The sequence below is a fragment of the Gemmiger sp. genome (assembly GCF_036306485.1).
Lineage (GTDB): Bacteria > Bacillota > Clostridia > Oscillospirales > Ruminococcaceae > Gemmiger.
In genome coordinates this window covers 90,102-113,874 of record NZ_JAXJZK010000044.1, presented here as the reverse complement: position 1 = coordinate 113,874, position 23,773 = coordinate 90,102, and the positions used below count along the sequence as shown (strand labels likewise).

The 23,773-nt window shown below is 60.2% G+C and carries 18 protein-coding genes and 1 tRNA gene; 14 read left to right on the top strand and 5 right to left on the bottom strand.

The genetic code is table 11. From position 1 onward, the window contains the following. Positions 1 to 114 precede the first annotated feature (114 nt). The 13 genes from U0L91_RS09495 (at position 115) to U0L91_RS09435 (ending at position 14,633) form a co-directional block, all read left to right on the top strand. On the top strand, positions 115 to 1,146 hold the full coding sequence (locus tag U0L91_RS09495) for an ABC transporter substrate-binding protein (RefSeq protein WP_330046404.1): 1,032 nt from the start codon (positions 115 to 117) through the stop codon (positions 1,144 to 1,146). Positions 1,147 to 1,255: 109 nt separating this feature from the next. Beyond that, a complete protein-coding gene (locus U0L91_RS09490; RefSeq protein ID WP_330046402.1) occupies positions 1,256 to 1,921 on the top strand; it encodes an ABC transporter permease in 666 nt (221 codons plus the stop codon). After that, positions 1,918 to 2,496: an ATP-binding cassette domain-containing protein gene (locus U0L91_RS09485; RefSeq protein WP_330046399.1), complete on the top strand. Its 579-nt coding sequence runs from the start codon at positions 1,918 to 1,920 to the stop codon at positions 2,494 to 2,496. Before U0L91_RS09490 ends, U0L91_RS09485 begins: the two co-directional genes overlap by 4 nt. 380 nt (positions 2,497 to 2,876) lie before the next feature. Next, the gene (gene glmS / locus U0L91_RS09480) at positions 2,877 to 4,718 is read left to right on the top strand and encodes a glutamine--fructose-6-phosphate transaminase (isomerizing) (RefSeq protein WP_330046397.1); all 1,842 of its coding nucleotides are present in this window, start codon (positions 2,877 to 2,879) and stop codon (positions 4,716 to 4,718) included. Between the two features lie 176 nt (positions 4,719 to 4,894). Beyond that, positions 4,895 to 6,919 carry a polysaccharide biosynthesis protein gene (locus tag U0L91_RS09475; protein ID WP_330046395.1) on the top strand — a complete coding sequence of 675 codons (2,025 nt, stop codon included), beginning with the start codon at positions 4,895 to 4,897 and terminating at the stop codon, positions 6,917 to 6,919. 18 nt (positions 6,920 to 6,937) lie between these two features. After that, positions 6,938 to 7,585 carry a sugar transferase gene (locus U0L91_RS09470; protein WP_330046393.1) on the top strand — a complete coding sequence of 216 codons (648 nt, stop codon included), beginning with the start codon at positions 6,938 to 6,940 and terminating at the stop codon, positions 7,583 to 7,585. A 237-nt stretch (positions 7,586 to 7,822) separates the two neighbouring features. Further along, positions 7,823 to 8,908, top strand: coding sequence for a PucR family transcriptional regulator (locus tag U0L91_RS09465; protein ID WP_330046392.1), 1,086 nt, complete (start codon positions 7,823 to 7,825; stop codon positions 8,906 to 8,908). Between the two features lie 378 nt (positions 8,909 to 9,286). Further along, positions 9,287 to 10,054 carry a cell division ATP-binding protein FtsE gene (gene ftsE, locus U0L91_RS09460; RefSeq protein WP_330046390.1) on the top strand — a complete coding sequence of 256 codons (768 nt, stop codon included), beginning with the start codon at positions 9,287 to 9,289 and terminating at the stop codon, positions 10,052 to 10,054. Positions 10,055 to 10,070: 16 nt separating this feature from the next. After that, a complete protein-coding gene (gene ftsX, locus U0L91_RS09455; protein WP_330046388.1) occupies positions 10,071 to 10,976 on the top strand; it encodes a permease-like cell division protein FtsX in 906 nt (301 codons plus the stop codon). A gap of 21 nt (positions 10,977 to 10,997) precedes the next feature. Beyond that, entirely contained in the window at positions 10,998 to 12,224 is a 1,227-nt protein-coding gene (locus U0L91_RS09450) for a murein hydrolase activator EnvC family protein (protein ID WP_330046386.1), read from the top strand. Positions 12,225 to 12,411: 187 nt separating this feature from the next. Continuing rightward, positions 12,412 to 13,626, top strand: a complete 1,215-nt coding sequence (locus tag U0L91_RS09445; RefSeq protein ID WP_330046384.1) for a S41 family peptidase — start codon at positions 12,412 to 12,414, stop codon at positions 13,624 to 13,626. Between the two features lie 12 nt (positions 13,627 to 13,638). After that, entirely contained in the window at positions 13,639 to 14,514 is an 876-nt protein-coding gene (rsmA, locus tag U0L91_RS09440) for a 16S rRNA (adenine(1518)-N(6)/adenine(1519)-N(6))-dimethyltransferase RsmA (RefSeq protein ID WP_330046383.1), read from the top strand. Between the two features lie 43 nt (positions 14,515 to 14,557). Continuing rightward, positions 14,558 to 14,633 (top strand) — tRNA-Thr (locus tag U0L91_RS09435). 109 nt (positions 14,634 to 14,742) lie between these two features. On the opposite strand, the gene U0L91_RS09430 is transcribed toward U0L91_RS09435, so the two are convergent. The 5 genes from U0L91_RS09430 to U0L91_RS09410 form a co-directional block, all read right to left on the bottom strand. Beyond that, complete coding sequence (locus tag U0L91_RS09430; RefSeq protein ID WP_330046381.1) at positions 14,743 to 14,970, bottom strand: hypothetical protein; 228 nt, start codon at positions 14,968 to 14,970, stop codon at positions 14,743 to 14,745. After that, positions 14,967 to 15,977 carry an aspartate--ammonia ligase gene (asnA, locus tag U0L91_RS09425; RefSeq protein WP_330046379.1) on the bottom strand — a complete coding sequence of 337 codons (1,011 nt, stop codon included), beginning with the start codon at positions 15,975 to 15,977 and terminating at the stop codon, positions 14,967 to 14,969. The genes U0L91_RS09430 and asnA overlap by 4 nt, the downstream gene beginning before the upstream one ends. A gap of 101 nt (positions 15,978 to 16,078) precedes the next feature. Further along, a complete protein-coding gene (locus tag U0L91_RS09420; RefSeq protein ID WP_330046377.1) occupies positions 16,079 to 17,386 on the bottom strand; it encodes a WG repeat-containing protein in 1,308 nt (435 codons plus the stop codon). A gap of 81 nt (positions 17,387 to 17,467) precedes the next feature. Beyond that, positions 17,468 to 19,225 (bottom strand): ABC transporter ATP-binding protein, encoded by a 1,758-nt coding sequence (locus U0L91_RS09415; protein WP_330046375.1) that lies wholly within the window; start codon positions 19,223 to 19,225, stop codon positions 17,468 to 17,470. Next, positions 19,222 to 20,961, bottom strand: a complete 1,740-nt coding sequence (locus tag U0L91_RS09410) for an ABC transporter ATP-binding protein (protein WP_330046373.1) — start codon at positions 20,959 to 20,961, stop codon at positions 19,222 to 19,224. Before U0L91_RS09410 ends, U0L91_RS09415 begins: the two co-directional genes overlap by 4 nt. 292 nt (positions 20,962 to 21,253) lie before the next feature. On the opposite strand from U0L91_RS09410, the gene U0L91_RS09405 reads away from it, so the two are divergent. After that, positions 21,254 to 23,536 carry an ATP-dependent Clp protease ATP-binding subunit gene (locus tag U0L91_RS09405; RefSeq protein ID WP_330046372.1) on the top strand — a complete coding sequence of 761 codons (2,283 nt, stop codon included), beginning with the start codon at positions 21,254 to 21,256 and terminating at the stop codon, positions 23,534 to 23,536. Positions 23,537 to 23,773: the final 237 nt, after the last annotated feature.

Here is a 23,773-nt window from a genome sequence, read left to right as displayed (position 1 = left end):
TTGCCGGGGCAACAGACAAATCATCCATATTATAGTATAGTTGTTGCGCAAAAGCAAGCAGAGCCCGGGCAACCGGGCTTTTGCCGTGATGTAGTAGTTTGGGAGGAAAAGACTATGTTCAAAAAGATTCTGGCAGCTGTCACGGCGGCAGCTCTCTGCGTGTCGCTGGCGGCCTGCGGCGCGACGTCCTCTTCTTCGACGGAAGAACAGGCACCTGCCTCTTCGGCGGCAACCGTCGAGGAAGCGGCTTCGTCCACGGCGGAAACGGCAGCTGAAACGCTGCGTGTGGCCGGCCTCAAGGGCCCCACGACGATGGGCCTTGTCAACCTGATGTCCGGCAACCCGGAAGGATATACCTTCACGATGTACGGCGCCGCCGATGAGATCAGCCCGCTGCTGGTCAAGGGGGAACTGGATGCGGCAGCCGTTCCGGCCAACCTGGCGGCTACGCTGTACCAGAAGACCGGCGGTGAGATCGAAGTGGCCTGCATCAACACGCTGGGCGTGCTGTATATCCTCGAAAACGGCACTTCCGTCAACAGCATTGCCGACCTCAAGGGCCAGACGATCCTGACCACCGGCAAGGGCACCACGCCGGAGTATGTGCTGCGGTATGTGCTGACCCAGAACGGTCTGGACCCCGACTCCGATGTGACCATTGAGTATTTCAGCGAGGCCACGGAGGCGCTGTCCCAGCTGCAGGCCGGCGCCGGCACGATCGCCATGCTTCCGCAGCCGTTTGTGACCACGGCCCTGTCCCAGATGTCCGACCTGCGCGTGGCGCTGGATATGAACGAGGAATGGGAAAAGGTGGCCGGCTCCAAGCTCGTCACCGGCGTGCTGGCAGTCCGTAAGGATGCCGTTGAAAAGAACCCCGAGGCGTTTGCGGAATTCCTGCAGGGCTACAGCGACAGCGTCGAGGCGGCCAACACCGACCTGGAAGGCACCGCCGCCCTGTGCGAACAGTATGGCATTGTTGGCAAGGCGGCCCTGGCGCAGAAGGCCCTGCCCGAGTGCAATATCGTCTTTGAGACCGGCGACGAGATGAAGGCCGATCTGCAGACCTACTTCCAGGTCCTGTACGATGCGGACCCCGCCAGCGTGGGCGGAGCACTGCCGGCGGATGATTTCTATTATGCCGGCTGAGCGGCGCTCCAAAAACAGAACACCGTTATGGCAAACCCTGTTAGCCGTCGCCTTCTGGGTGGTGGTCTGGCAGGGTCTTGCCGTTTGGATCGGCCATAACGGCCTGTTTTTGGCAACTCCGGTTCAGACGCTCCGGACACTCTGGGCCTTGCTGCCCACTTCGGCTTTCTGGGGAAGAATCGCCTTCAGCGCTCTGCGGATTCTGGCCGGTTTTGTGTTGGCAGTGGTCTGCGGTCTGCTGCTGGGGGCGGCCGGGGCACGCTGGCACGGCGTCGGTGTGCTGATCGGACCTGTCATGCAGATGATCCGGGCCATGCCGGTGGCCAGTTTTGTGATTCTAGCGCTGCTTTGGGTCAGTGGCAGGAACCTTTCCATCGTCGTCAGCTTTACCCATGTCCTTCCGGTCATTTATGCCGGGACACTCGGCGGCATCGCCGACACCGACCGCGACCTGCTGGAGATGGCCCGGGTCTACCGCCTGCCGCTGGGCAAGAGGCTGCGGTATATCTGGCTGCCCGGGGTGTTTCCGTCTTTCTGTGAAAGCTGCATTGCCGCCATGGGAATGTGCTGGAAGAGCGGCGTATCGGCCGAGGTCATCGGCCTGCCGGATCACAGCGTGGGGGATGCCCTGTACCGCGCCAAGATCACGCTGTCCACCCCCGAAGTTTTTGCCTGGACACTGGTCATTATTCTGCTTTCGGCGGCGCTTTCCGCTCTGGCGGCCGCGCTGCTGCGGACCCTCAAACGGCGCTTGTGCGGGGAGGTGACGGCATGATTGAAATCCGGAACCTGGAAAAACGGTTCGGCGACAAGACCGTGCTGCACCGTTTTGAGCTGACGGTCCAGGGCCCCATGGTGTTGATGGGACCGTCGGGATGCGGAAAGACCACGCTGCTGCGGATTCTGATGGGACTCGAAACGGCTGACGCCGGGACGATCCGCGGAGTGGAGCGCATCGGCGCCGTGTTTCAGGAAAACCGCCTTTGCCCCCAGCTCACGGCGGAGGACAATGTCTTTCTGACCGGCGGGGGGACGGACCGGCAAACCATCCGCAGCCGGCTGATGGAACTCGGCTTCACACAGGCAGAACTGTCTTTGCCTTCCGCCCGGCTTTCGGGCGGACAGAAGCGCCGGGTGGCGCTGCTCCGGGCCCTGCTCTGCCGCCCCGCCCGGACACTTCTTCTGGATGAACCGTTCACCGGCATGGATTCCGAACTTGTGGAACAGGCAGCCGCCCTGACCGCCGAACTGGCCGGCACGCGGGATGCCATCCTTGTTACCCACGATGAACACGCCGCCGCTCTCCTCGGCTGGCCTGTCTGCCGGCTGGGACAGGGAACGCCCGCGTGAAAGATACTTGTACAATCGAGGATTTCGTGTTATTCTTATAAAAGCTGAAAGCACGGTGCGCCTTTTTGCGGGCGTCCGTTCGGAAATGCAGTGCAGACGGCTGCCGCCATTGCGGCCGTCTGCTTTTTTGCATCCCGCCGGAACTTTTTGCTGGGAATATGTGCCGGAATGAAGACAGAGGTTCGGACGAGAATCGCGATGAAACGATGATTTTCTGCACCGAGATCCCGGAAAAGGTACGGCGGGGGAACAGACAGCGGTATTTTTTACACCGCAGGGGTAGACGAATTCTCTGAAAAAGCATATACTTGAAAACGGGAAAGATTCGCGGCGACCGCCGCTTGCCCGTACCGAGCACTCGGACAATGGAGGAAAACGCCATGTGTGGAATTGTTGGATTTACCGGAGATGCGCAGGCAGCGCCGATTCTGCTGGACGGTTTGTCCAAGCTGGAGTATCGCGGTTATGACTCCGCCGGCATTGCCGTGCAGAGTGAGGCCGGAAAAATTGAGGTCGTCAAAGCCAAGGGACGGCTTCGCGTTCTCAGCGAGATGACGGACGGCGGAAATGCCGTCAAGGGCAACACCGGCATCGGTCATACCCGCTGGGCCACCCACGGGGAACCTAGTGTTGTCAATGCCCATCCTCATTACAGCCGCGACCAGAAAATCGCGGTGGTGCACAACGGCATCATTGAAAACTACCAGGAGCTCAAGGATCGTCTGGTGGCCCGCGGCTTTGAGTTTGTCTCCCAGACCGATACCGAGGTAGTTGCCCAGCTGCTGGACTACTACTATACCGGTGTTTCGGCGGGGGATTGTCTGGATGCCATCACCCGGATGATGCTCCATGTCCGCGGCTCCTATGCCCTGGGAATTCTGTTCGCAGACCATCCCGGTGTGATCTATGCCGTGCGCAAGGACAGCCCGCTGATCGTCGGCAAGGCGGAAAACGGCACGCTGATTGCCTCCGATGTACCCGCCCTGCTGCGCTACACCCGCACCGTCTATTACATTGACAATCTGGAAATTGCACGCCTGACCGCCGATTCCATCGAGTTCTACAACATCGACAAGGAACCCGTCGAGAAGGAATACTCCACCATCGAGTGGGATGCCGAGGCAGCCGAAAAGGGCGGCTATGAGCATTTCATGATGAAGGAAATCCATGAACAGCCCGCCGCGGTCCGTGACACGCTCAGCCCGCGGATCAAGGACGGCCGCATCGATCTCAGCGAACTCGGAATGGATGAGGAAGCCATTCGCTCGATCCACCGCCTCTACATCATCGGCTGCGGCTCCGCCTACCATGTCGGCGTGGCGGCCCGCTATGTCTTTGAGAGCCTGGCCCGCCTGCCGGTCGAGGTGGATGTGGCCAGCGAATTCCGCTACCGTGACCCGGTGCTGGAACCCAACTCCCTGGCCATTGTGATCAGCCAGAGCGGTGAGACGGCGGACAGCCTGGCCGCTCTGCGGGAGTGCCGTGAACGGGGCATCCCGACGGTCGGCATTGTCAACGTCGTGGGGTCCAGCATTGCCCGCGAAGCCGACGCAACCCTGTATACCTGGGCCGGCCCCGAGATCGCGGTGGCCACTACCAAGGCATACAGTACCCAGCTGGCTGCCTGCTATCTGCTGGCGGTGGAGTTTGCCCGGGTCCGCGGCTGCCTCGAAGAGGAGGCCTATTCCTCGCTGGTGGCGGAACTCCAGGCCCTGCCCGAAAAGATCGAAAAGACGCTGACCGACAAGGAGCGGATCCAGTGGTTTGCGTCCAAGTATGCCTCCGCCAAGGACGCGTTTTTCATCGGCCGCGGCCTGGACTATGCGGTTGCTCTCGAAGGCAGCCTGAAGTTCAAGGAGATCAGCTATATCCACTCCGAGGCTTTTGCGGCAGGGGAGATGAAGCACGGCCCCATCTCGCTGGTAGAAAAGAATATGCTGGTCGTCGGCATCCTGACCCAGCCCGCGCTGTACGAAAAGATGGTCTCCAACCTCGTGGAAGCCAAGAGCCGCGGTGCGTTCATCATGGGCCTGACGACGTACGGCAACTACAGCATTGAGGATACCGCCAACTTCACCGTCTATGTGCCCAAGACGGACCCGCACTTTGCCACCAGCCTGTCGGTCATTCCGCTCCAGCTGCTGGCCTACTATGTGAGCTGTGCCAAGGGCCTGGACGTTGATAAGCCGCGCAACCTGGCCAAGAGCGTCACGGTGGAATAATCAGCGGCGGCCTTTGACTGCCAAAAATTACCGGTGCAATTTGTGCACTATTTGCTCCGCTTGCCCCGCCGAACGGGGGACAAACGGAGCAGATTTGTGTTATAATAAGAATCATCATGAGATCGGCCGGGGGCGAAGTCTGCCATACCGCCGACGGAAAACAGGGAAGAACTCAAATGAAACAGGAAAACCGACAAATCATCAAGGGCCTGCCGCGGCGTATTCTGCTGATGCTGCTGGACTGCGGTCTGATTGTGCTTTGCTATTACCTCGCCATTCTGCTGCGCTTTGACGGCACCGATACGATCGGCCCGGTCGACGCGGTGCGCGCCGAGGTCATCCGCGCGATGGCACCCATGCTGCCGTATGTGCTCGTGATCTATATGGTCGTCTTCTGGTTCGGCGGACTGTACGAGATCATGTGGGAATATGCCGGCATGCGGGATCTGGCACGCCTGACCTGTTTGTCCGGTCTGGCAACAGGCTTCATCCTGCTGTTTGATCTGCTTTTCCGCGCCCGGCCGATCAGCGGCACGGTGCTCATCATCGGTGCCGTCTTCAACACGGCGGCCATCGGCGGTGTGCGGTTCCTCTGGCGGTTTGTCAGGACGGCTTTGCGGATGCGCAAGGATCATCAGCTCAAGATCCGCACTCACACGGCCCCGCGCGATGCCACTCCGCTGCTCATCGTCGGTGCCGGCAATGCCGGTGCCTGGGCGGTCAACCTCTGCAAGAGCAAGAATTCCAGCTTCGGCAACCCGGTTGTCATCGTGGACGATGACCTGACCAAAAAGGGCCTGCGTGTTCAGGGTGTGCCGGTGCGCGGTACCATCTCGGATATTCCCGAGCTGGTCCGCAAATATCATATCGTCGAAATCATCATTGCCATCACGACCCTCAAGGGCGATCGCCTGCGGGAGGTCATCAACCTCTGCAACTCCACCCACTGCCGCGTCCGGATGCTCTCCGACCCGCAGGCCGTGGATGCCAGCGGCAAGCCCGTTGTAGCGGGCCTGCGTGAACTCAATACCTCGGACTTCCTCTCCCGCGATGAGGTCCAGCTCAACAATGTGCAGATTTCGGAGTACCTGCACGACAAGGTGGTGCTGGTTACGGGCGGCGGCGGTTCCATCGGCTCGGAACTCTGCCGGCAGATCATGCGGTACCGTCCGCGTCAGCTGCTGATTTTTGACATCTACGAAAACTGCGCCTACGAGCTGGAGATGGAACTGCGCAACAAATACGGTCCCGAAGTGCCCATCGTGACGCTGATCGGTTCCATCCGGGACATCAAGCGTCTGGATGAAGTCTTTGAGACCTATCATCCCTCGGTGGTCTTCCATGCCGCGGCGCACAAGCATGTGCCGCTGATGGAGGTCAGCCCCGCCGAGGCGGTCAAGAACAACGTCTTCGGCACCAAGAACCTGCTGACGAGCGCCGCCGAACACGGCGTCGAACGGTTCGTCCAGCTGTCCACCGACAAGGCGGTCAATCCCACCAATGTCATGGGCTGCACCAAGCGGATCTGCGAAATGCTGATCCAGACCTTTGCCAAGAATACCACCATGAAATGTATGGCCGTCCGGTTCGGCAACGTGCTGGGCAGCCATGGCAGTGTGATTCCGCTGTTTGAAGAGCAGATCAAGAACGGCGGCCCCGTCACGATTACCCATCCGGACATCGTGCGCTATTTCATGACGATCCCCGAGGCCGCCCAGCTGGTTCTGCAGGCCGGCGGCCTGGCCCAGAGCGGCAGCATCTATGTGCTGGATATGGGGGAGCCTGTCAAGATCATGGACCTGGCCACCCGCCTGATCCGGTTCTACGGTTATGAGCCCAACGTCAATATGGAAATCAAGGTCACCGGCCTGCGCCCCGGCGAGAAGCTGTATGAGGAACTGATGCTGGATTCCGAGCAGGACAAGATGAGCAAGACCGCGCACGACAAGATCTTCATTGCACCGCCCATGCAGATTGATCTGGGTGTCTTTTATGACGAGCTGCAGGAACTGCACCACTGCGCCGAGCATAACGACGAGGGTGTTGTGGACTGCCTGCAGCATATCGTCAGCAGCTACCATCCCAACCGGGTCGTCAACAAGGATCACACGGTCAGCGCGGCGCGCGGCAATACCCAAACGCTCGACAAGGCCGAACTGGAGAAGGTCCTGGCCGAGCGCAGACCGCACTCCGAATCCTGAGAAGTGAGGCGAACGTCTATGTACAAAAGCTGTTTCAAACGTCTGCTGGATCTGGTTCTCTCGCTGGCAGCCTGCGTGATTCTTGCAATTCCCATGGGGATCATCGCGCTGTGGATCAAGGCGGACTCTCCGGGGCCTGTCTTTTTCAAGCAGCGCCGGGTCGGTGCACACAAGAAGTATTTCAATATCCTCAAGTTCCGGACCATGCGCGGGGATACGCCCCACGATGTGCCGACCCATCTACTTAAAAATGCCGACAGCTATATCACCCGCAGCGGGGCCTTCCTGCGCCGCACCAGCCTGGACGAGCTGCCCCAGATTTACAACATCGTCGCGGGACAGATGTCGGTCATCGGCCCCCGCCCGGCACTGTACAACCAGTATGATCTGATCGCCGAGCGGGACAAGGTCCATGCCAACGATATCCGGCCCGGCCTGACGGGCCTGGCACAGGTCAACGGACGGGATGAGCTTCCCATTGATGTCAAGGCACGCTATGATGGGGAGTATGCTGCGCATGTCACGTTTTTGAACGATCTGAAGATCTTTTTGCGCAGCTTCGGCTATGTGTTCTCCAGCCGGGGCGTTGTCGAGGGCGGAACCGGCGCCATGGGCGGCGAGGCGGCCAGACAGGATGCCGGAAAGGATCAGGGCGGCCAGCATTGAACAAATGCCGGCAAAATGACGGAAAAAAATCAGAGCAAAACGCACCTTTTTTGCCGTGAAAACAAAAATATACAAGAAAAACTTGATTTTTTCGTTGAAATATGTTGCAAAAGTCAACTTGATTGTGTAAAATATACATCAGAAGTCAGTTGATTTATGTCAAAATCACGGCGGCAGGACGGAATGAGGGCTTCGGCCGTTTTGTCACTCTGCATAAAATAAAAGGAGAGCAGTATTATGGCGAACAGGGTATTCCAAAATGTGGTCTACCAGATGAAGGACGCGATTGACCGCGTGGTAGGTGTGGTGGACGAAACGGGCGCCGTGATTGCCTGCTCTGAGCTGGGACAGATCGGCGAGATGCGGGAAGGCTTTGCGGTTTCCCGCCTGACGGCCGGCGATGCTTTTGAGCGCGACGGTTTCTCGTATCACCAGTTTTCCAACGCCAAGCATAATGACTACGCCGTCTTTGTGGAGGGCTCCGACACCACGGCGGCGCAGTTTGCGGCGCTGCTGTCCATCAGCCTGCAGAGCATCAAGCAGTATCATGATGAAAAGTTCGACAAGACCAACTTCATCAAGAATGTGGTGCTCGACAACATCCTGCCGGGTGACATCTACGCCAAGGCCCGGGAACTGCATTTTGTCTCGGATGTGCAGCGTGTGGTGCTGCTGATCCGGGTTACCTCGGGCAATGACATTTCCGCCTACGATGTGGTGAGCAGCCTGTTCCCGGATAAGCAGAAGGACTTTGTCTTCAATATCAGCGAAACCGATACGGTGCTTGTCAAGGAAATCAAGCCGGACAACAACACCCGCGATATGGAAAAGCTCGCGGCCTCCATTGTGGATACGCTGCAGGGCGAGCATTATATCAAGGCGGTGGTAGGCATCGGTACGCCGATCAGCAACATCAAGGACCTGGCCTCCTCCTTCAAGGAAGCACAGATTGCGATGGAAGTCGGCAAGGTGTTCGATACCGAAAAGCAGGTCATCAGCTATGATCATCTGGGCATTGCCCGCCTGATCTACCAGCTGCCCACCACGCTCTGCGAGGCCTTCCTGCGCGAGGTGTTCAAGCAGGACAGCATCGACAGCCTGGATTCTGAGACGCTGTTCACGATCCAGCGCTTCTTTGAGAACAACCTGAATGTGTCGGAGACCAGCCGCGGCCTCTTCGTTCACCGCAACACCCTGGTGTACCGCCTCGAAAAGATCAAGAAGCTGACCGGTCTGGACCTGCGGAAATTCGACGATGCGATCGTCTTCAAGGTGGCGCTCATGGTCAAGAAGTACCTGGCGTCCGACCCCGCCAAATACTGAGCAAAGACGGTCCGCGGACCGGACGAATCAGAAGAAACTTTATACACACCGGACGCCGGGCAGGAGAGCAACACTCCTGCCCGGCGCTTTGTCTTGCACCGCCCGCTTTTCGCAGCGGCAGGGGAGACACCCGGCAGGAGACATTGCGGGGAAAATGGCTCTTCCGGCCGGGGAGATTCTGACAAAAACAGAAAAATTTACAAACTTTACACATTCTGAAAAAGGGACGCAGGGCAGGGCTTTTTCGGCCCCGCAAAAGGGCAAAAGCCTTGACGCACCGTGCGTTCCATGGTAAATTATTAAGTGTATCGTTTTGCCCTTTTGGCAGAGAAGCGGGGCAGAACCGGGAAGTGTTTCGAGTGGTAGGAGCAGGCGCCAATGATTGATTTTGAACATATCACAAAAATTTACCGGACCCAGAACGACGAAAACGTTGCACTGGAGGACGTCAATATCCATATCGATGAGGGCGAATTTGTATTCATCCTGGGCCATTCCGGCGCAGGCAAATCGACGTTTCTCAAACTGATCCAGATGGAGGAAAAGCCTACCGAAGGCCGGGTTTTGATCAATGGCCAGGACCTCACCAAGATCCGCCGCCGCAAGGTGCCCTATCTGCGCCGCCAGATGGGCATGGTGTTCCAGGACTTCCGTCTGATTCCCACCATGACGGTCTACGAGAATGTGGCTTTCGCCATGCGGGTGACCAACATCAACAACAAGACCATCAAGAACCGCGTCCCGTTTGCACTGAGCCTGGTGGGCCTCGAGGACAAGATGGACCACCTGCCGGACGAGCTGTCCGGCGGCGAACAGCAGCGTGTCGCGGTGGCCCGTGCGCTGGCGCATGGCCCCAAACTGATCATTGCCGACGAACCGACCGGCAACATTGACCCCGAAATGAGCATGGACATCATGCAGCTCTTCGAGGCCATCAACAAGGTTCATATCACCGTCGTCGTGGTGACCCATGAGCACGAGCTGGTGCATCAGCTTGCTGCCAAATACAACAACCGGGTCATCACGCTGGCGCATGGCCATGTGGCATCGGACACGGCCCACCCCGAGGTGGAGCAGGAATACAATGCCTGGCTGGCCGAGCAGCAGGCCCTGCAGGATGACGAGATGGCTTACAGCGAGGAATGAGAGGGAAGGGAAAAGAATGCGTTTTTCTAGTTTTACCTATCTGGTCGGCCAGGGCCTGCACAACCTGAAGGCCAACAAAATGATGACCTTCGCCTCGATGGGTGTCCTGACCGTCTGTATGATTCTGGTCGGCGCGGCGTTTCTGTTCAGCGCCAACGTGGACGCCATGGTGCGGTATATCGGTGAACAGAACCAGACCGTCGCTTTCCTGGACTACAACCTCAGCGATGAACAGCTGGCCGAGATCGAGAATTCCATCCGCAGCACCGAGCATGTGACCGGCCTGCAGTATGTCTCGGCCGACGAGGTGCTGGACATGTACAGCGGCCGCCTTTCCGGGTTCAGCAACCTGCAGGAACTGTTCCAGAACGACAATCCCCTGCATGCCAACTATGTGGTGGTTGTCGATAATCCCGCCAACATTCCGGCTGTGGCCGAAGCGCTCAAACAGATCCCCGGCATTGTGGATGTCAACGCGGTGCTGGAAGTTTCCAAGATCTTTGTCTCCCTCCAGCGCGCGATCACCTACACGAGCTATGGCCTGGTGGCGGTGCTGGCGCTGGTCAGCATCGTGGTCATCAGCAACACCATCAAGATCACGGTGTTCAACCGCCGCAAGGAAATTGCCATCATGAAGCTGGTGGGGGCAACCAACGGCTTCATCCGTTTCCCCTTCTTTGTCGAGGGTGTGACCTCAGGCCTGATCTCGGCGGCCATCGCCTCGGCGGTGATCTGCGGTGCCTATTACGGCGTCTGCCGCTGGTATGCCGAGAATCCGACCAACCTGTCGCTGCTGTTCGGCGGAACGCTGATCCCGCTGCAGGAACTGTGGTACTACATTGTGATCGGATTTGTGGCCTTTGGCTTTGTGCTCTGCGGCATCGGTACCGCAGCCAGCATCCGCAGACACCTGAAGGTATAAGTGACGGAGGAACGGCAAATCATGAGAAAAACAGCATCGCGTTACCGGATTGTTGCTCTTTTGCTGGCGCTGATCATGACGATGGCTTTTGCGCTGCAGAGTGCCACGCCGGTCTATGCGGATGACAAGCAGAAGGAACTCGAAGCGGAGAAAAACAGTGCACAGGAAGACCTGGATGCCATCCGTGAGCAAATGAAGGATAACGACGCCGACAAACAGGCGGCCGAGGAACAGAAATCTGCGCTGGAAACCCAGAAAACGCAGATCCTGTCCCAGATCAACGACCTGAATGCCCAGATTGCCGATCTGGACGGCCAGGTGGCGCAGAAGGAACAGGAAATCACCGACAAGCAGGCGGAAATCGATCAGAAACAGAGTGAGTACGACGCCCGCTGGCAGGATTTCAAAAAACAGATGGAAGGCATGCAGAAGCTCGATCAGGGCGGCGCCATCATGCTGCTTTCGACGGTCACCGATCTGTACCAGCTGCTGACCTTCAACCGGGTCCTGCAGGATATCTCGGATGCCAACACCCAGGCCTGCGAGGATCTGGAAAATGAGGGCAATGTGCTGAAGGAAGAGCGCCAGGAGCTGGAAAACGCCAAGACTGAGCTGGAGGCCAAGGAAGCCAGCCTGCAGGATGCCCGCGACCAGATGGATTCCAAGGTGGATGAACTGGCCGCCAACATCCAGCAGCAGGATTCCAGCATCTCGGCGGCCGAAGCCAAGGCCCAGGCGCTCAAGGAAGCGGAGAGCGAGGCGCAGGCGCGTTTCAACGAAGCGGCGGATGCGCTGGACGAATACCTGAAGAGCATCATCAAGCAGACCCAGAGCAACTACGCCAACGCGCCCATCAGCTGCTCGCTGAATTTCATCTGCCCGCTGCCCAGTTATAAGTACATTTCCTGCCAGTTCGGTGACGGCGGCCACAAAGGCGTTGACTTTGCCGCCGCCGGCGGTACGCCGATCTACGCGGTCGCGGACGGCGTTGTGACGGTGGCCACCTCCCATTACAGCTATGGCAACTATGTGATGATCTATCACGGCACCGACGATCAGGGCAACACCTATGCGACGCTGTATGCCCATATGAACAGCCTGCCGCCGGTCAGCGTCGGACAGGCGGTCAGCCGCGGCGACGTGATCGGATATGTCGGTTCGACCGGCAACTCGACCGGCAACCATCTGCATCTGGAAATGCGTGTCAACGGTACCCGTGTCAATGCGCTCGGATATGTGCCGCACTGATCCGGGGTCCAACCAGAATCAAAGGAGTATAGGTTATGAATTCCAAACATCATAAAACGGCGGTCCGCGTTGTCTGTCTGGTCATTGCCGCGCTGATGGTGGTCAGCCTGGCAGCCTCGGCGTTCCTGGCCTTTGTCTGATCGCACCGTCAGGGCGATACTTTTTCCGCAAGGGGAGCTAAACAGCAATGAGTAAAAAAGTCAGTCTCGGTGTGGCGGCAACGGTCACGCTGATTGCCATGGCGGTTACCTTCTCGATGACGATGACCGTCTCCATGAACATCTTCAACAACACCGTTACCAGCGTCAAGAACAGAGAACGCATGTACAACAAGCTGTCCGAAGTGGACCGCTATGTGCGCGCGAACGAGTATGCCGACATCAACGACGATACGCTGAACGATATGATCGCTTCCGGCTATATGCTGGGCATCAATGACAAATATGCCCGGTACTATTCCGCCAAGGCGTACAGTGAGAAGGTCGGCCTGGAGGATGGCCGTCTGATGGGCATCGGCGTTGCCGTGGTCAAGGACAGCTCCTCCGGCTACGGCCGCGTGATCCGCGTGTACAACAACACCCCGGCGGCCGAGGTCGGTATTCAGGTCGGCGGCTTCATCACGTCGGTGGCGGGCACCAGTACCCGCAGCATGAGCGACACGGCGGCAATCACCTCGGCCCTGGTGGGGGAGGAAGGCACGCAGGTCAGCATCGAATACCTGACGCCGGACCGCCAGAGCCAGTCCTTTGAAATCCAGCACGCCAACTATACCACGCCGACCATCAGCACCGCGCAGATCATCGGCAACAATGTCGGCTATATCCGCATTGATTCCTTCGGCACCAACACGGCGGTGGATTTCCGCAATACCGTGGACAGCCTGACCAATCAGGGAGCTTCGGCCTTCATCTTTGACCTGCGCGACAACACCGGCGAGAACCTCAATTCCGCGCTGGTCGCAGCGGACTACTGTGTGCCGTCCGGCCTGATTGCCCAGAGCAAGAGCAAGGACGGCACCCTGACCGATCTGCGTGTCTCGGATGACCACGAGATCACGCTGCCCATGGTCTGCCTGGTCAACGGCAATACGGCAGGCGGCGCCGAACTCTTCGCCAACGCGCTGCGCAAGATGAGCGGGGCTTCGCTGGTCGGTACGACCACGGCCGGCAAGGGCGTGCTGCTCTCCGATCCGCAGAGCCTTTCGGACGGCAGTGCCGTTGTCATCACGGTCGGCCTGCTGCTGGACAACGAGGGCCAGACCTGGAACACCACCGGCCTGTCGCCCGACGTGGACGCAACGCTCTCCGCCGATGAGCAGAGCAGCTACTATGACTTCACTGTGGATTCCGATCCGCAGATCAACCGGGCTCTCACGGCGCTTTCGTCGTCGGTGAGCCAGTAAAGGAGCGATTCCATGCCCTCTCTGACCGATCTTTCCACCATCCGGGCGCTGTGTGCAAAATATGATTTTGCACTCTCCAAGGGATTCGGGCAGAATTTCATCATCAATCCCGGCGTTTGCCCGCGCATTGCTGAGGCATCCGGCATCGGTCCGGGGTGGGGCGTTCTGGAAATCGGGCCCGGGATCGGCGTTCTGACCGAACAGCTCTGCCGCAGAGCCGATAAGGTGGTATCGGTGGAGGTGGACAAGCGTCTTCCGCCGCTGCTGGCCGAGACCATGGCCGGGTTTGACAATTTCAAACTCGTTCTGCAGGATGTCCTCAAGGTGGACCTGCGTGCCCTTCTGGCCGAGGAATTCGGTGATCGCCCGGTGGCAGTCTGTGCCAATCTGCCGTATTATATCACCAGCCCGATTCTGATGCGCCTTCTGGAAGAAAAACTGCCCATCCGGAATATCACCGTCATGGTGCAGAAAGAAGCGGCACAGCGCCTGTGCGCGGCGCCAGGAACCCGGGAGGCAGGCGCCATCAGCTATGCGGTCGCCTATTACTCCACACCGAAGCTGCTTTTCACCGTCCAGCCCGGCAGCTTTTACCCGGCCCCCAAAGTGACCAGTGCGGTGATCCGGCTGGATGTGCACGATACGCCGCCGGTAACCCCGCCGGACGGAGACGAAGCGGGCCTGTTCTGCCTGATCCGGGCCGCTTTTTCCCAGCGCCGCAAAACCGCAGCCAACGCCGTCTCCAACGGACTGTCGCTGCCCAAGGCGCAGGTTCTGCAAGCGATGGAGACGGCAGGTCTGGATGTACGCCTCCGCCCGGAACAGCTGACTCTCGAGGACTACTGTACCCTGCAGACGGCGCTGCGCCGTCCGGTGGGAAACAATTGACACAAACAGTGGGGTGTGCTAAAATAAACAAGTACCCCCTTTTGCTGGCGTAGCTCAATTGGCAGAGCAGCTGATTTGTAATCAGCAGGTTGCAGGTTCGATTCCTGTCGCCAGCTCCAGATTCTGCGGACGTTTGTCCGTCAAAAAAGTGCCCCGGTCCATCGACCGGGGCACTTTTTTGCATTTGCGGCAAACAAAAACTCCCGCATCGGCATGCGGGAGAAACAATCATTTGGCAGGCGGGTTTGCATGGTCGGTCAGACCATACACTTCATAGATCGAAAGAATCTGGCTCAGGGTCAGTTTCTGGGCAAACAACTGACGATAGGTAGCGGTTTTGACACGGCCATCCGCCTTGAGGCGGTCCATCCTGGCGCAGGTATCGGCATACTGGGATTGCACACTGGCCAGCATGGCTTCAAAGGCTTCCAGCCGATCGGAGAAAACGGCGCTCACAGCAGCTGGACCTGGGCCTTTTCGCAGACAGCGCGGGTCTCGTCATCCCACAGACTGACCTGCACTTCGCCGATGTGTGCCTTGCCCAGCAGCAGCATGCACAGACGGCTCTGCCCGATACCGCCGCCCATCGTCAGCGGCAGTTTGCCGTCCAGCAGCATCTTGTGGAAGGGGAGTTCGGCGCGTTCGGGGCAGCCCGCTTCCTCGAGCTGACGCAGCAGGGCGTCGCGATCGACGCGGATGCCCATGCTGGAAAGCTCCAGAGCGCAGCCCAGCGTCTTGTGCCAGAACAGAATGTCGCAGTTGAGCGCCCAGTCATCATAGTCCGGCGCGCGGCCGTCGTGACGGATGCCGCTTTTCAGCACGCCGCCGATCTGCATGATGCAGACGGTCCCGTGAATGCGGGTGAAAGCGTTTTCCCGCTCTTTGGGCGTCAGCTCGGGATACAGATCCTCCAGCTCCTGCGTTGTGATGAAGGTCGGTTCCCGCACCAGACGGATGCTCTTGAGTTCGGGGAACTTCCAGCGCAGCTCATCCGCGGTGGCGCAGACGGCATCCACAATGTCACGGACGGTCTCCTGCAGGAAGGGAATGGTGCGCTCCTTGGCGGTGATGACCTTTTCCCAGTCCCACTGGTCCACATAGATGCTGTGCAGATTGTCCAGCTCCTCGTCGCGGCGGATGGCGTTCATGTCGGTCACCAGCCCCTGACCGGGGCGGAACCCGTACTTGGCCAGCGCATAGCGCTTCCATTTGGCGAGACTGTGAACGACCTCGGCCTGCTCATCCAGGCAGGGCACATCGAAGGCGACCGGGCGTTCCACGCCGTTCAGGTCGTCGTTGAGACCGCTGCCTTTCAGCACGAAGAGCGGTGCCGTGACGCGCTTGAGATGCAGGGCGGCACAGAGCCGTTCCTGAAAGATCGTCTTGATGATGCCGATCGCCTTCTGGGTATCATACAAGCCCAGAAGATCGTGATAGTTCCGCGGGATGGCTGTTTTGGACATGATGCAACTCCTCTTCCCCTGTATAAATTTGCATGGTTTTTCGCACGGTTCCATTATAATGGGAAGCGCGGAAAAGGTCAATTCTTTCTGCGCTGCGGAACTCAGAAAGAGAACAGATAGTCGGTGCTGATCCAGCCGTACTGCCCGTTGTACCAGGTCAGTACCCAGCCGGGCGCTGTCGAGAGTGTCCCGATGGGCAGAATCCGGGTGTTTTCCGGCAGAAGATCCAGTCGCTCATAGTTGGTTCCGGGCCCGGAACGCAGAATCAGGCCGCTCTGGGCGGTGGTGTAGCAGTACCGGATCTGTCCGACGGAGCGGGGCGTGTCCGGCGCCGGCATCTCGGCGGGCAGGTTGAGCTTTGACAGATCGGCGTGATCGCCAGGCCATTCGGTCAGCGGTTCGGCACTGCCCCAGCGGTAACAATGCCAGCCGTCCTCCAGCCTGATCCACAGATAGGCACCGTCCCAGCACAGACCGTCGTACTCGCAGGGGATGCACTCCGCCCCGGTGGAATCCAGCAGCCCCCACCGTCCGTCCCGGCAGACGGCCGCATAGCCGCTGTAAAACGGATTGGCCTGGTTCTCCCCCATGGCATCATCATAGACAAAGTCTGTCACAGGCTGGCCGGTGCGGTCCAGATAGGCCCATTTTCCGTCGCGTTTGGCGGGGGCCAGTGCTTCGTCGAAGAACCAGCCGACGGACTGGTAGGAGTCGTCGGTCAGCAGCGTTCCGTCGATGCGCAGGAAGATCGCGTCATTCCCCTGGGAATCGAAGGAATAGTAATCCGGGTCGCCGTTGCCGTCCACATAATCGGCGCGATAGGCCGGCAGGATGTCTCCGTATACGAGCGCATCCGCGGGAGAAAGCGGATATTCCAGACAGGATGCCTCCGAAAGACCGCATTCCAGGGCCTGCCGGCGGGTATTTTCCCACAGGAAGACCAGCGAGTTCCCGCCGTGCCCGCCGCACAGCGGCTGTTCGCCGGCCCGGACCATCTGAGCACTGTACTGGTCAAAGATGTCCCAGTCCATTCCGGTCACTTCCCAGTGCCATTGCTGGTTGATGGCACAGCGGTAGGGCGGAGCATCCGCCTGACAGGGAAGCAGCTCGGCGCCGTTGTTGCGCATCAGGCCCCATTTCCCGTCCTGGGAGACCGCCCAGTAGCCGCCGGAAGGACGGTCGGGCACTGTGTCCACAATCCGGCAGAACTGCATTTCATCGTAAGGCCGTACCGGGGCACCGGAAACCGGTACGGCATCCGCCGGAGCCTGCGGGGAAACGGCAGCGTTCTCGGCGGTCTGGGCGGCGGCAGGGGAGGGCGTCGGGGCGGTGCTGCCCGCAACGGAATCCGCCGTACAGCCACAGAACAAAAGGACCAGCAGACATGCGGAGAAACGGTGGATCTTCATAAAAAACCTCCCTTTCCAAACAAAAAAACTGTCAGTTTCATTATACTGAAACTGACAGTTTTTGACAAGAAAAATCAGAAATCAGGCGCGCGCAAACTGGCTTTCGTACAGCTGGGCATAGAATCCGCCCTTTGCCAGCAGTTCCTCATGGGTGCCGCGCTCGATGATCGCACCGGCTTTCATCACAAGAATCTGATCGGCGTTCTTGATGGTGGACAGACGATGCGCCACAATGAAGCTGGTACGGCCGCGCATCAGCTCCGCGAAGGCGTCCTGTACCAGCACCTCGGTGCGGGTGTCGATGCTGGAAGTGGCCTCGTCAAGAATCAGGATGGGCGGTTTGCGCAGCATGACGCGGGCGATGCAGAGCAGCTGTTTCTGGCCCTGACTGATGTTGCCGCCGTCCTCGGCAATGACGGTATCGTACCCCTTGGGCATCCGGCAGATAAAGCCGTGTGCGCGGGCCTTCTTGGCGGCATCCACGATCTCCTCGCGGGTGGCATCGGGTTTGCCATAGGCAATGTTCTCGGCCACGGTGCCGGCTTTCAGCCAGGTGTCCTGCAGCACCATGCCCAGGTTGGCGCGCAGCGAATCCCGGGTGACGGTGTCGATCGGGTGACCGTCCACCTTCAGGCTGCCGCCGTTGATCTCATAGAACCGCATCAGCAGGTTGACCAGCGTGGTCTTGCCGCAGCCGGTGGGACCCACCAGGGCAATGCGCTGACCGGGCCAGACCCGCAGATTCATGTCCTCAATCAGCGGCACATCGGGCAGGTAACGGAACTTGACATGCTCGAATTCCACGCTCCCGGCACCCACCGGCAGGTTCACGGCGTCCGGTGCATCGGGACGGATGGGTTCCTCGTCGATCAGGTCAAAGACGCGCTGTGCACAGGCCAGGGCGTTCTGCAGTTCGGTCATGACGCCCGAGATGTCGTTGAACGGCTTGGTATACTGGTTGGCGTAGTTCAGCAGGGCGGAAAGTTCGCCCACCGTGATGCCGCCCGCAATGGCGATCAGGGCACCCAGCACGCCCACCGCAGCGTAGACCAGCGAGTTGACAAACCGGGTGACGGGGTTGGTCAGTGAGGAGAAGAAGGTCGCACTGACGCCGCACTTCTGCAGGTCCCGGTTGATGCGGTCAAAGCGCTCTTCGGCGCGCGATTCATACCCGAACGCCCGCACGAGGTGGGCGTTGCCGATGAGCTCATCCACCAGACCGGTCATCTCGGCCCGGGTCTCGCTCTGGACGCGGAACATCGAGTAGGTGCGCTTGGCGATGAACTTGGCCGCAAAGATGGAAAGCGGCGTCAGCACCACAACCACCAGCGTAATCCGCCAGTCGATGGAGAACATGAAGGCCAGCGTTCCGAGAATGGTCATGACGCCGGTAAACAGCTGGGTAAAGCCCATCAGCAATCCGTCGCTGAACTGCTCGACATCAGTGGTGATCCGGCTGATGATCTCGCCGGGGCGGTGAACGTCCATGTAGCTCAGCGGGAGCTTTTCCATCCGCTCAAAGGCCTGGACGCGGATATCGCGCACCACCTGGAAGGTGATGCGGTTGTTGACCATGTTCATGATCCACTGGCTCAGCGACGCCACCGCCACGGTCAGGGCCAGCCGGACGGCAAAGGGCCCCAGCGCGGCAAAATCCACCGCCCCCTTGCCGACAATCAGGTCAACGCCGCGGCCTGTCAGGACCGGCGTGTACAGCGTGGCAGCCACCGTGATGACCGCCAGCACAAGGGTCAGGATCAGAAGAACGGTATACGGCTTCAGCAGCTGGAGAACCCGCGCAATCGTGGCGCTGCTGCCGGTCAATTTTTTCTGTTTCATAGGGTTTTCTCCACCTCCTCACGGCTGAGCTGGCTCAGGCAGATCTCGCGGTAGACGGGACAGCCGGCCAGCAGCTCGGCATGGGTGCCGCTGCCCACCAGCTCACCCTCATCGAGTACGAGAATGCGGTCGGCGCGCTGAACGGCTGCCGCACGCTGCGAGACGATGAACACCGTCATGCCCTGGGTTTCCTCCTTGATGGCCCGGCGCAGCGCGGCGTCGGTGGCGAAGTCCAGTGCCGAGGAGCTGTCGTCCAGAATCAGCACCTGGGGGCGGGGAACCAGCGCACGGGCAATGGTCAGGCGCTGCCGCTGTCCGCCGCTGAAGTTGCGGCCGCCGGTCTCCACTTCCTCGTCGAGGCCGTGCGGCTTGTCGCGGACAAAATCCGCGGCCTGGGCAATCTCCAGCGCCTTCCAGATCTGGTCGTCGGTGGCGTCGGGGCAGGCCCAGCGCATATTGTCCCGGATCGTTCCGGTGAACAGGACCGCGCGCTGGGGCACCACACCGATCATCCGGCGCAGCTGTGCAAAGCTGTACGCCCGGGCGTCATGCCCGAAGAGGGCTACGGTGCCCTCGGTGGGGTCGTAGAACCGGGGAATCAGATTGACCAGCGTGGATTTGCCGCTGCCGGTGCCGCCGATGACGCCGATGGTCTGGCCCGGCAGTGCCGTGAACCCGATGCTGTGCAGACTCGGCGCGCCGGCGTTCTTATAGGTCAGTCCCACACCGTCAAAGGCGACGGCAGGAGCATCCGCTGCGGCCGGAAGCTCGGGGGCTTTGGGGTCGGCCATCGTGGTCGGGGTGGCCAGAATCTCCGAGACGCGGATGCCGCTGGCCAGGGCGCGGGTGACCGAGATGACCAGATCGGCCATCCGCAGCAGGTTGGTCAGAATCTGGGACATGTAGTTGATCAGGGCAATGATCTCACCCTGGGTCAGCAGCCCCTGGTCCACCTGGACGCCGCCCCGCAGCAGAATGGCAATGATGCCGAGATTGACAATCAGATAGGTCAACGGGTTCATCAGGGCCGAAATCCGTCCGGCACGCAGCTGGACCTGCTTGAGCCGGTCGTTGGTGTCCACAAAGTGGGTGATCTCGTCGGCCTGGCGGGCAAAGGCGCGCACCACACGGGCGCCGACGTAGTTTTCCCGCGTGAGCAGCGTGACCTCGTCCAACGTATCCTGGGCCTTGTGATAGACCGGCACCGTGCAGTGCATGATGCCCCAGATGACCAGCGAGATGGCCACCGTCACGACGAGGAACCAGAGCGTCAGCCGCGGGCTGATGCTCAGCGCCATCAGCAGCGCACCGATGACAATGAAGGGAACACGCAGAAGCAGACGCAGCGTCATGTTCAGACCGTTCTGCAGCTGGTTGACGTCGCTGGTCATCCGGGTGACCAGGGTGGGAGTCCCGATGCCGTCCAGTTCGGTGTAGGACAGGGTATCAATGTGGCGGAACAGCGCACTGCGCAGCGCGGTGCCGAATCCCAGCGCCGCCTTGGCCGCAAAATACTGCGCCGTCAGGCTGGACGCCAGCCCCACAACGGCCAGCAGCACCAGCAGGCCACACTGCCGGGCAATGAAGGGGGCATCTCCGTCCCGGATGCCGATGTCTATGATGCGGGCCACCACCAGGGGGACAAGCAGTTCAAAACAGGCCTCCAGCATTTTGAACAGCGGGGCGAAGATACATTCCTTCTCGTACCCCTTGATGAAGCGCAGAATTTTACGCATGAACCGTTCCACCTTCCATCTTCTTACTCCGGACAGCGGGATTCCTGCCGCTGTCCGGCTTTTCATTATAACACAGCGGATGAATTTTGTCATGAATTTTGTAACCGCAAGGACAGCAGAGGCATCCGGTCGGAACCGGGGTCGGAACGACGGTTTCTTTGCGGCACCTTGCCCCGTTTCGATGATTATTTGCGTTTCGTCCGCCTATACTTGCAATGGATGCTTAGCCACCCCGGCCGGAACCGGGCCAAGGCAGCGGTGTCACAGACTCAACAGCAGGAGGAAACAATCCATGTTTTATTATCATAAGGGACTGACGCGCGCAGCACGGCACACCGTGGGAACGGCGCTGACGCTGGCCGGGCGTCAGGGCTGTGCGGCGGCGGATACCGGGCATATTCTGCTGGCCATGCTGCAGACGGCCCGCGGTCCCGCGGTGGAATTCCTGCGCCGCAAGAATATCACCATCACGGCGCTGCGTGCCTGCTCCGAACAGCGCGCCTGTGCGGGCCATCCCGTGCGGCTGCATGGCCGGGACCTTGCACCGGAAAGCCGCAAGGCGCTGGAATTCGCCGTTCTCGGTGCCCATGCCGCCCGTGCGGCGCGGGCCGAAAATGAACATCTGCTCTGTGCCATGCTGGAGGACGCCAACTGTACGGCCAGCGTCTGGCTGAGCGGTCTCGGGGTCGAGCTGCCCCGCGCCGCGAGGGAGTGCCGCCAGCTTTCCGGCCAGCTGGTCCTGCCGGCAACGCCGCGGATGAGTACCAACCGCGGCAGCAAACCCAGCGAGAAATACGGCCGGGACCTGACCCGGCTGGCGCAGGAAGGCCGGCTGGACCCGGTGCTTTGCCGGGATGCCGAGCTGGACCGGATGATCGAGATCCTCTGCCGCCGCCAGAAAAACAATCCCTGCCTGCTGGGCGAACCCGGCGTCGGCAAGAGTGCCCTGGCCGAAGCCCTGGCCCAGCGCATCGCTTCGGGACAGATCACCCAGAGCCTCAAGGGCAAACGGGTGCTCAGCCTGGATATGGCGTCCATGGTGGCCGGTACCAAATACCGCGGCGATTTTGAGGAGCGGTTCAAGAACCTGCTTGAAGAGCTCTACCGGGACCGCTCGACCATCCTTTTTATTGATGAGATCCATGTCATTGCGGGGGCCGGTGCCGCAGAGGGCGCCATCGACGCCGCCAGCATCCTCAAACCGATGCTGGCCCGCGGCGAGATCCAGTTGATCGGAGCGACCACGCCGGAGGAGTACCGCAAGACCATCCAGAAGGATTCCGCTTTGGATCGGCGGTTCGGCAAGGTGATTGTCGAGGAACCGACCCCTGCCCAGGCCGAACAGATTCTGGCGGGACTCATGCCACGGTACGAGCGGTATCATGGGGTGCGCATCCCGGCACAAGCCATCCATTCGGCGGTGGAACTCAGTGTCCGGTATCTGCCGGGGCGGTATCTGCCGGACAAGGCCATTGATCTGCTGGATGAGGCCGCAGCCGCCCTGCGGATTGCCGGCGGGGAACACAATGGCGAGAAAGCGCCCACCCTGACCACCACCGAGATTGCCCGTGTGGTCGGCGCCGCCAGCGGTGTGCCCGCCGAGCGGGTAGGGGAGGCGGAACGGGAAAGGCTGGAACAGCTGGAACCCCGTCTGGCCGAGCAGGTCATCGGACAGCCGCGAGCCGTGCATGCCGTGGCGGCGGCCATCCGCCGCAGCCGTACCGGACTGCGCGAAGCGGGCCGCCCGATCGGGGCGCTGCTCTTCCTCGGCCCCACCGGCGTGGGCAAGACCCAGCTGGCGCGGACGCTGGCAAAAAGCTGGTTCGGCAGCGAGAAAGCACTGCTGCGGTTTGATATGTCGGAATATATGGAACAGCATACGGTGGCGCGGCTCATTGGTTCGCCTCCGGGCTATGTGGGCCACGACGAGGGCGGCCAGCTGACCGAGGCGGTCCGGCGCCGTCCTTACAGCGTGGTGCTGTTTGATGAGATCGAGAAGGCCCACGGCGACATCCAGAACATCCTGCTGCAGATCCTCGAGGACGGCTGCCTGACGGATGCCCAGGGCCGCAAGGCGGACTTCTCCAATACGATCATTCTGCTGACCTCCAACCTGGGCGCCCGCTGCCTGGCCGGACAGTCCAGCCCGCTGGGCTTCGGCAGTGCCGAGGAGGAGCTGGACCGCCGCGGCAAGAAGGCGCTGCAGGAGGCACGGGATTATTTCCGTCCCGAGCTGATGGGCCGCCTGGATGAGGTGGTGCTGTTTGATCCGCTCGGCCCCGCCCAGCTGACGGCCATCGCCGACCGGCTGCTGCAGGAACTGGAGGAGCGCGCCGCCCAGCAGGGCTACACGCTGCACCATACGGCGGCCGTGGCAGCGGCCCTGGCCGGCCGCGAGACCCCTGCTTACGGGGCCCGGGAACTGCGTCGCAAGGTCAGCCGGGCTGTCGAACAGGCGCTGGCCGACCGGATTGCCGCCGGTACGGCCCGGCCCGGAATGCCGTTTGTCGCGGATGTGGACCCGGCCACCGGCAAGATTGTGCTGACCACCGGGGACTTTGCGGCGTGTGTATAACGCGAGGCAAAGTTCCTGTCAAATCCTGGCAAAACTTGTTGACACCCCCCTGAATCCATGTATAATAGTTTTTGTGTATCCAAATTCACAATTTGGACACATTGGCGTTGTATGTGCTGCTGAAACCGCGGTGATGAACCCGGCGGTGTAACAAACCTTTTGCGGGGCGGCATCATGGGCGCTGACCTGCCGGTCCGGACAGGATGGCGGCGGGACCAATTCCGCAAAGGGGGATGC

What these genes read in the sequence shown, in the direction of transcription:
- U0L91_RS09495 (WP_330046404.1), top strand. Translation starts at nt 115, where the DNA reads ATGTTCAAAAAGATTCTGGCAGCTGTCACGGCGGCAGCTCTCTGCGTG.
- U0L91_RS09485 (WP_330046399.1), top strand. Translation starts at nt 1,918, where the DNA reads ATGATTGAAATCCGGAACCTGGAAAAACGGTTCGGCGACAAGACCGTG.
- glmS (WP_330046397.1), top strand. Translation starts at nt 2,877, where the DNA reads ATGTGTGGAATTGTTGGATTTACCGGAGATGCGCAGGCAGCGCCGATT.
- U0L91_RS09475 (WP_330046395.1), top strand. Translation starts at nt 4,895, where the DNA reads ATGAAACAGGAAAACCGACAAATCATCAAGGGCCTGCCGCGGCGTATT.
- U0L91_RS09470 (WP_330046393.1), top strand. Translation starts at nt 6,938, where the DNA reads ATGTACAAAAGCTGTTTCAAACGTCTGCTGGATCTGGTTCTCTCGCTG.
- U0L91_RS09465 (WP_330046392.1), top strand. Translation starts at nt 7,823, where the DNA reads ATGGCGAACAGGGTATTCCAAAATGTGGTCTACCAGATGAAGGACGCG.
- ftsE (WP_330046390.1), top strand. Translation starts at nt 9,287, where the DNA reads ATGATTGATTTTGAACATATCACAAAAATTTACCGGACCCAGAACGAC.
- ftsX (WP_330046388.1), top strand. Translation starts at nt 10,071, where the DNA reads ATGCGTTTTTCTAGTTTTACCTATCTGGTCGGCCAGGGCCTGCACAAC.
- U0L91_RS09450 (WP_330046386.1), top strand. Translation starts at nt 10,998, where the DNA reads ATGAGAAAAACAGCATCGCGTTACCGGATTGTTGCTCTTTTGCTGGCG.
- U0L91_RS09445 (WP_330046384.1), top strand. Translation starts at nt 12,412, where the DNA reads ATGAGTAAAAAAGTCAGTCTCGGTGTGGCGGCAACGGTCACGCTGATT.
- rsmA (WP_330046383.1), top strand. Translation starts at nt 13,639, where the DNA reads ATGCCCTCTCTGACCGATCTTTCCACCATCCGGGCGCTGTGTGCAAAA.
- asnA (WP_330046379.1), bottom strand. Translation starts at nt 15,977, where the DNA reads ATGTCCAAAACAGCCATCCCGCGGAACTATCACGATCTTCTGGGCTTG.
- U0L91_RS09420 (WP_330046377.1), bottom strand. Translation starts at nt 17,386, where the DNA reads ATGAAGATCCACCGTTTCTCCGCATGTCTGCTGGTCCTTTTGTTCTGT.
- U0L91_RS09415 (WP_330046375.1), bottom strand. Translation starts at nt 19,225, where the DNA reads ATGAAACAGAAAAAATTGACCGGCAGCAGCGCCACGATTGCGCGGGTT.
- U0L91_RS09410 (WP_330046373.1), bottom strand. Translation starts at nt 20,961, where the DNA reads ATGCGTAAAATTCTGCGCTTCATCAAGGGGTACGAGAAGGAATGTATC.
- U0L91_RS09405 (WP_330046372.1), top strand. Translation starts at nt 21,254, where the DNA reads ATGTTTTATTATCATAAGGGACTGACGCGCGCAGCACGGCACACCGTG.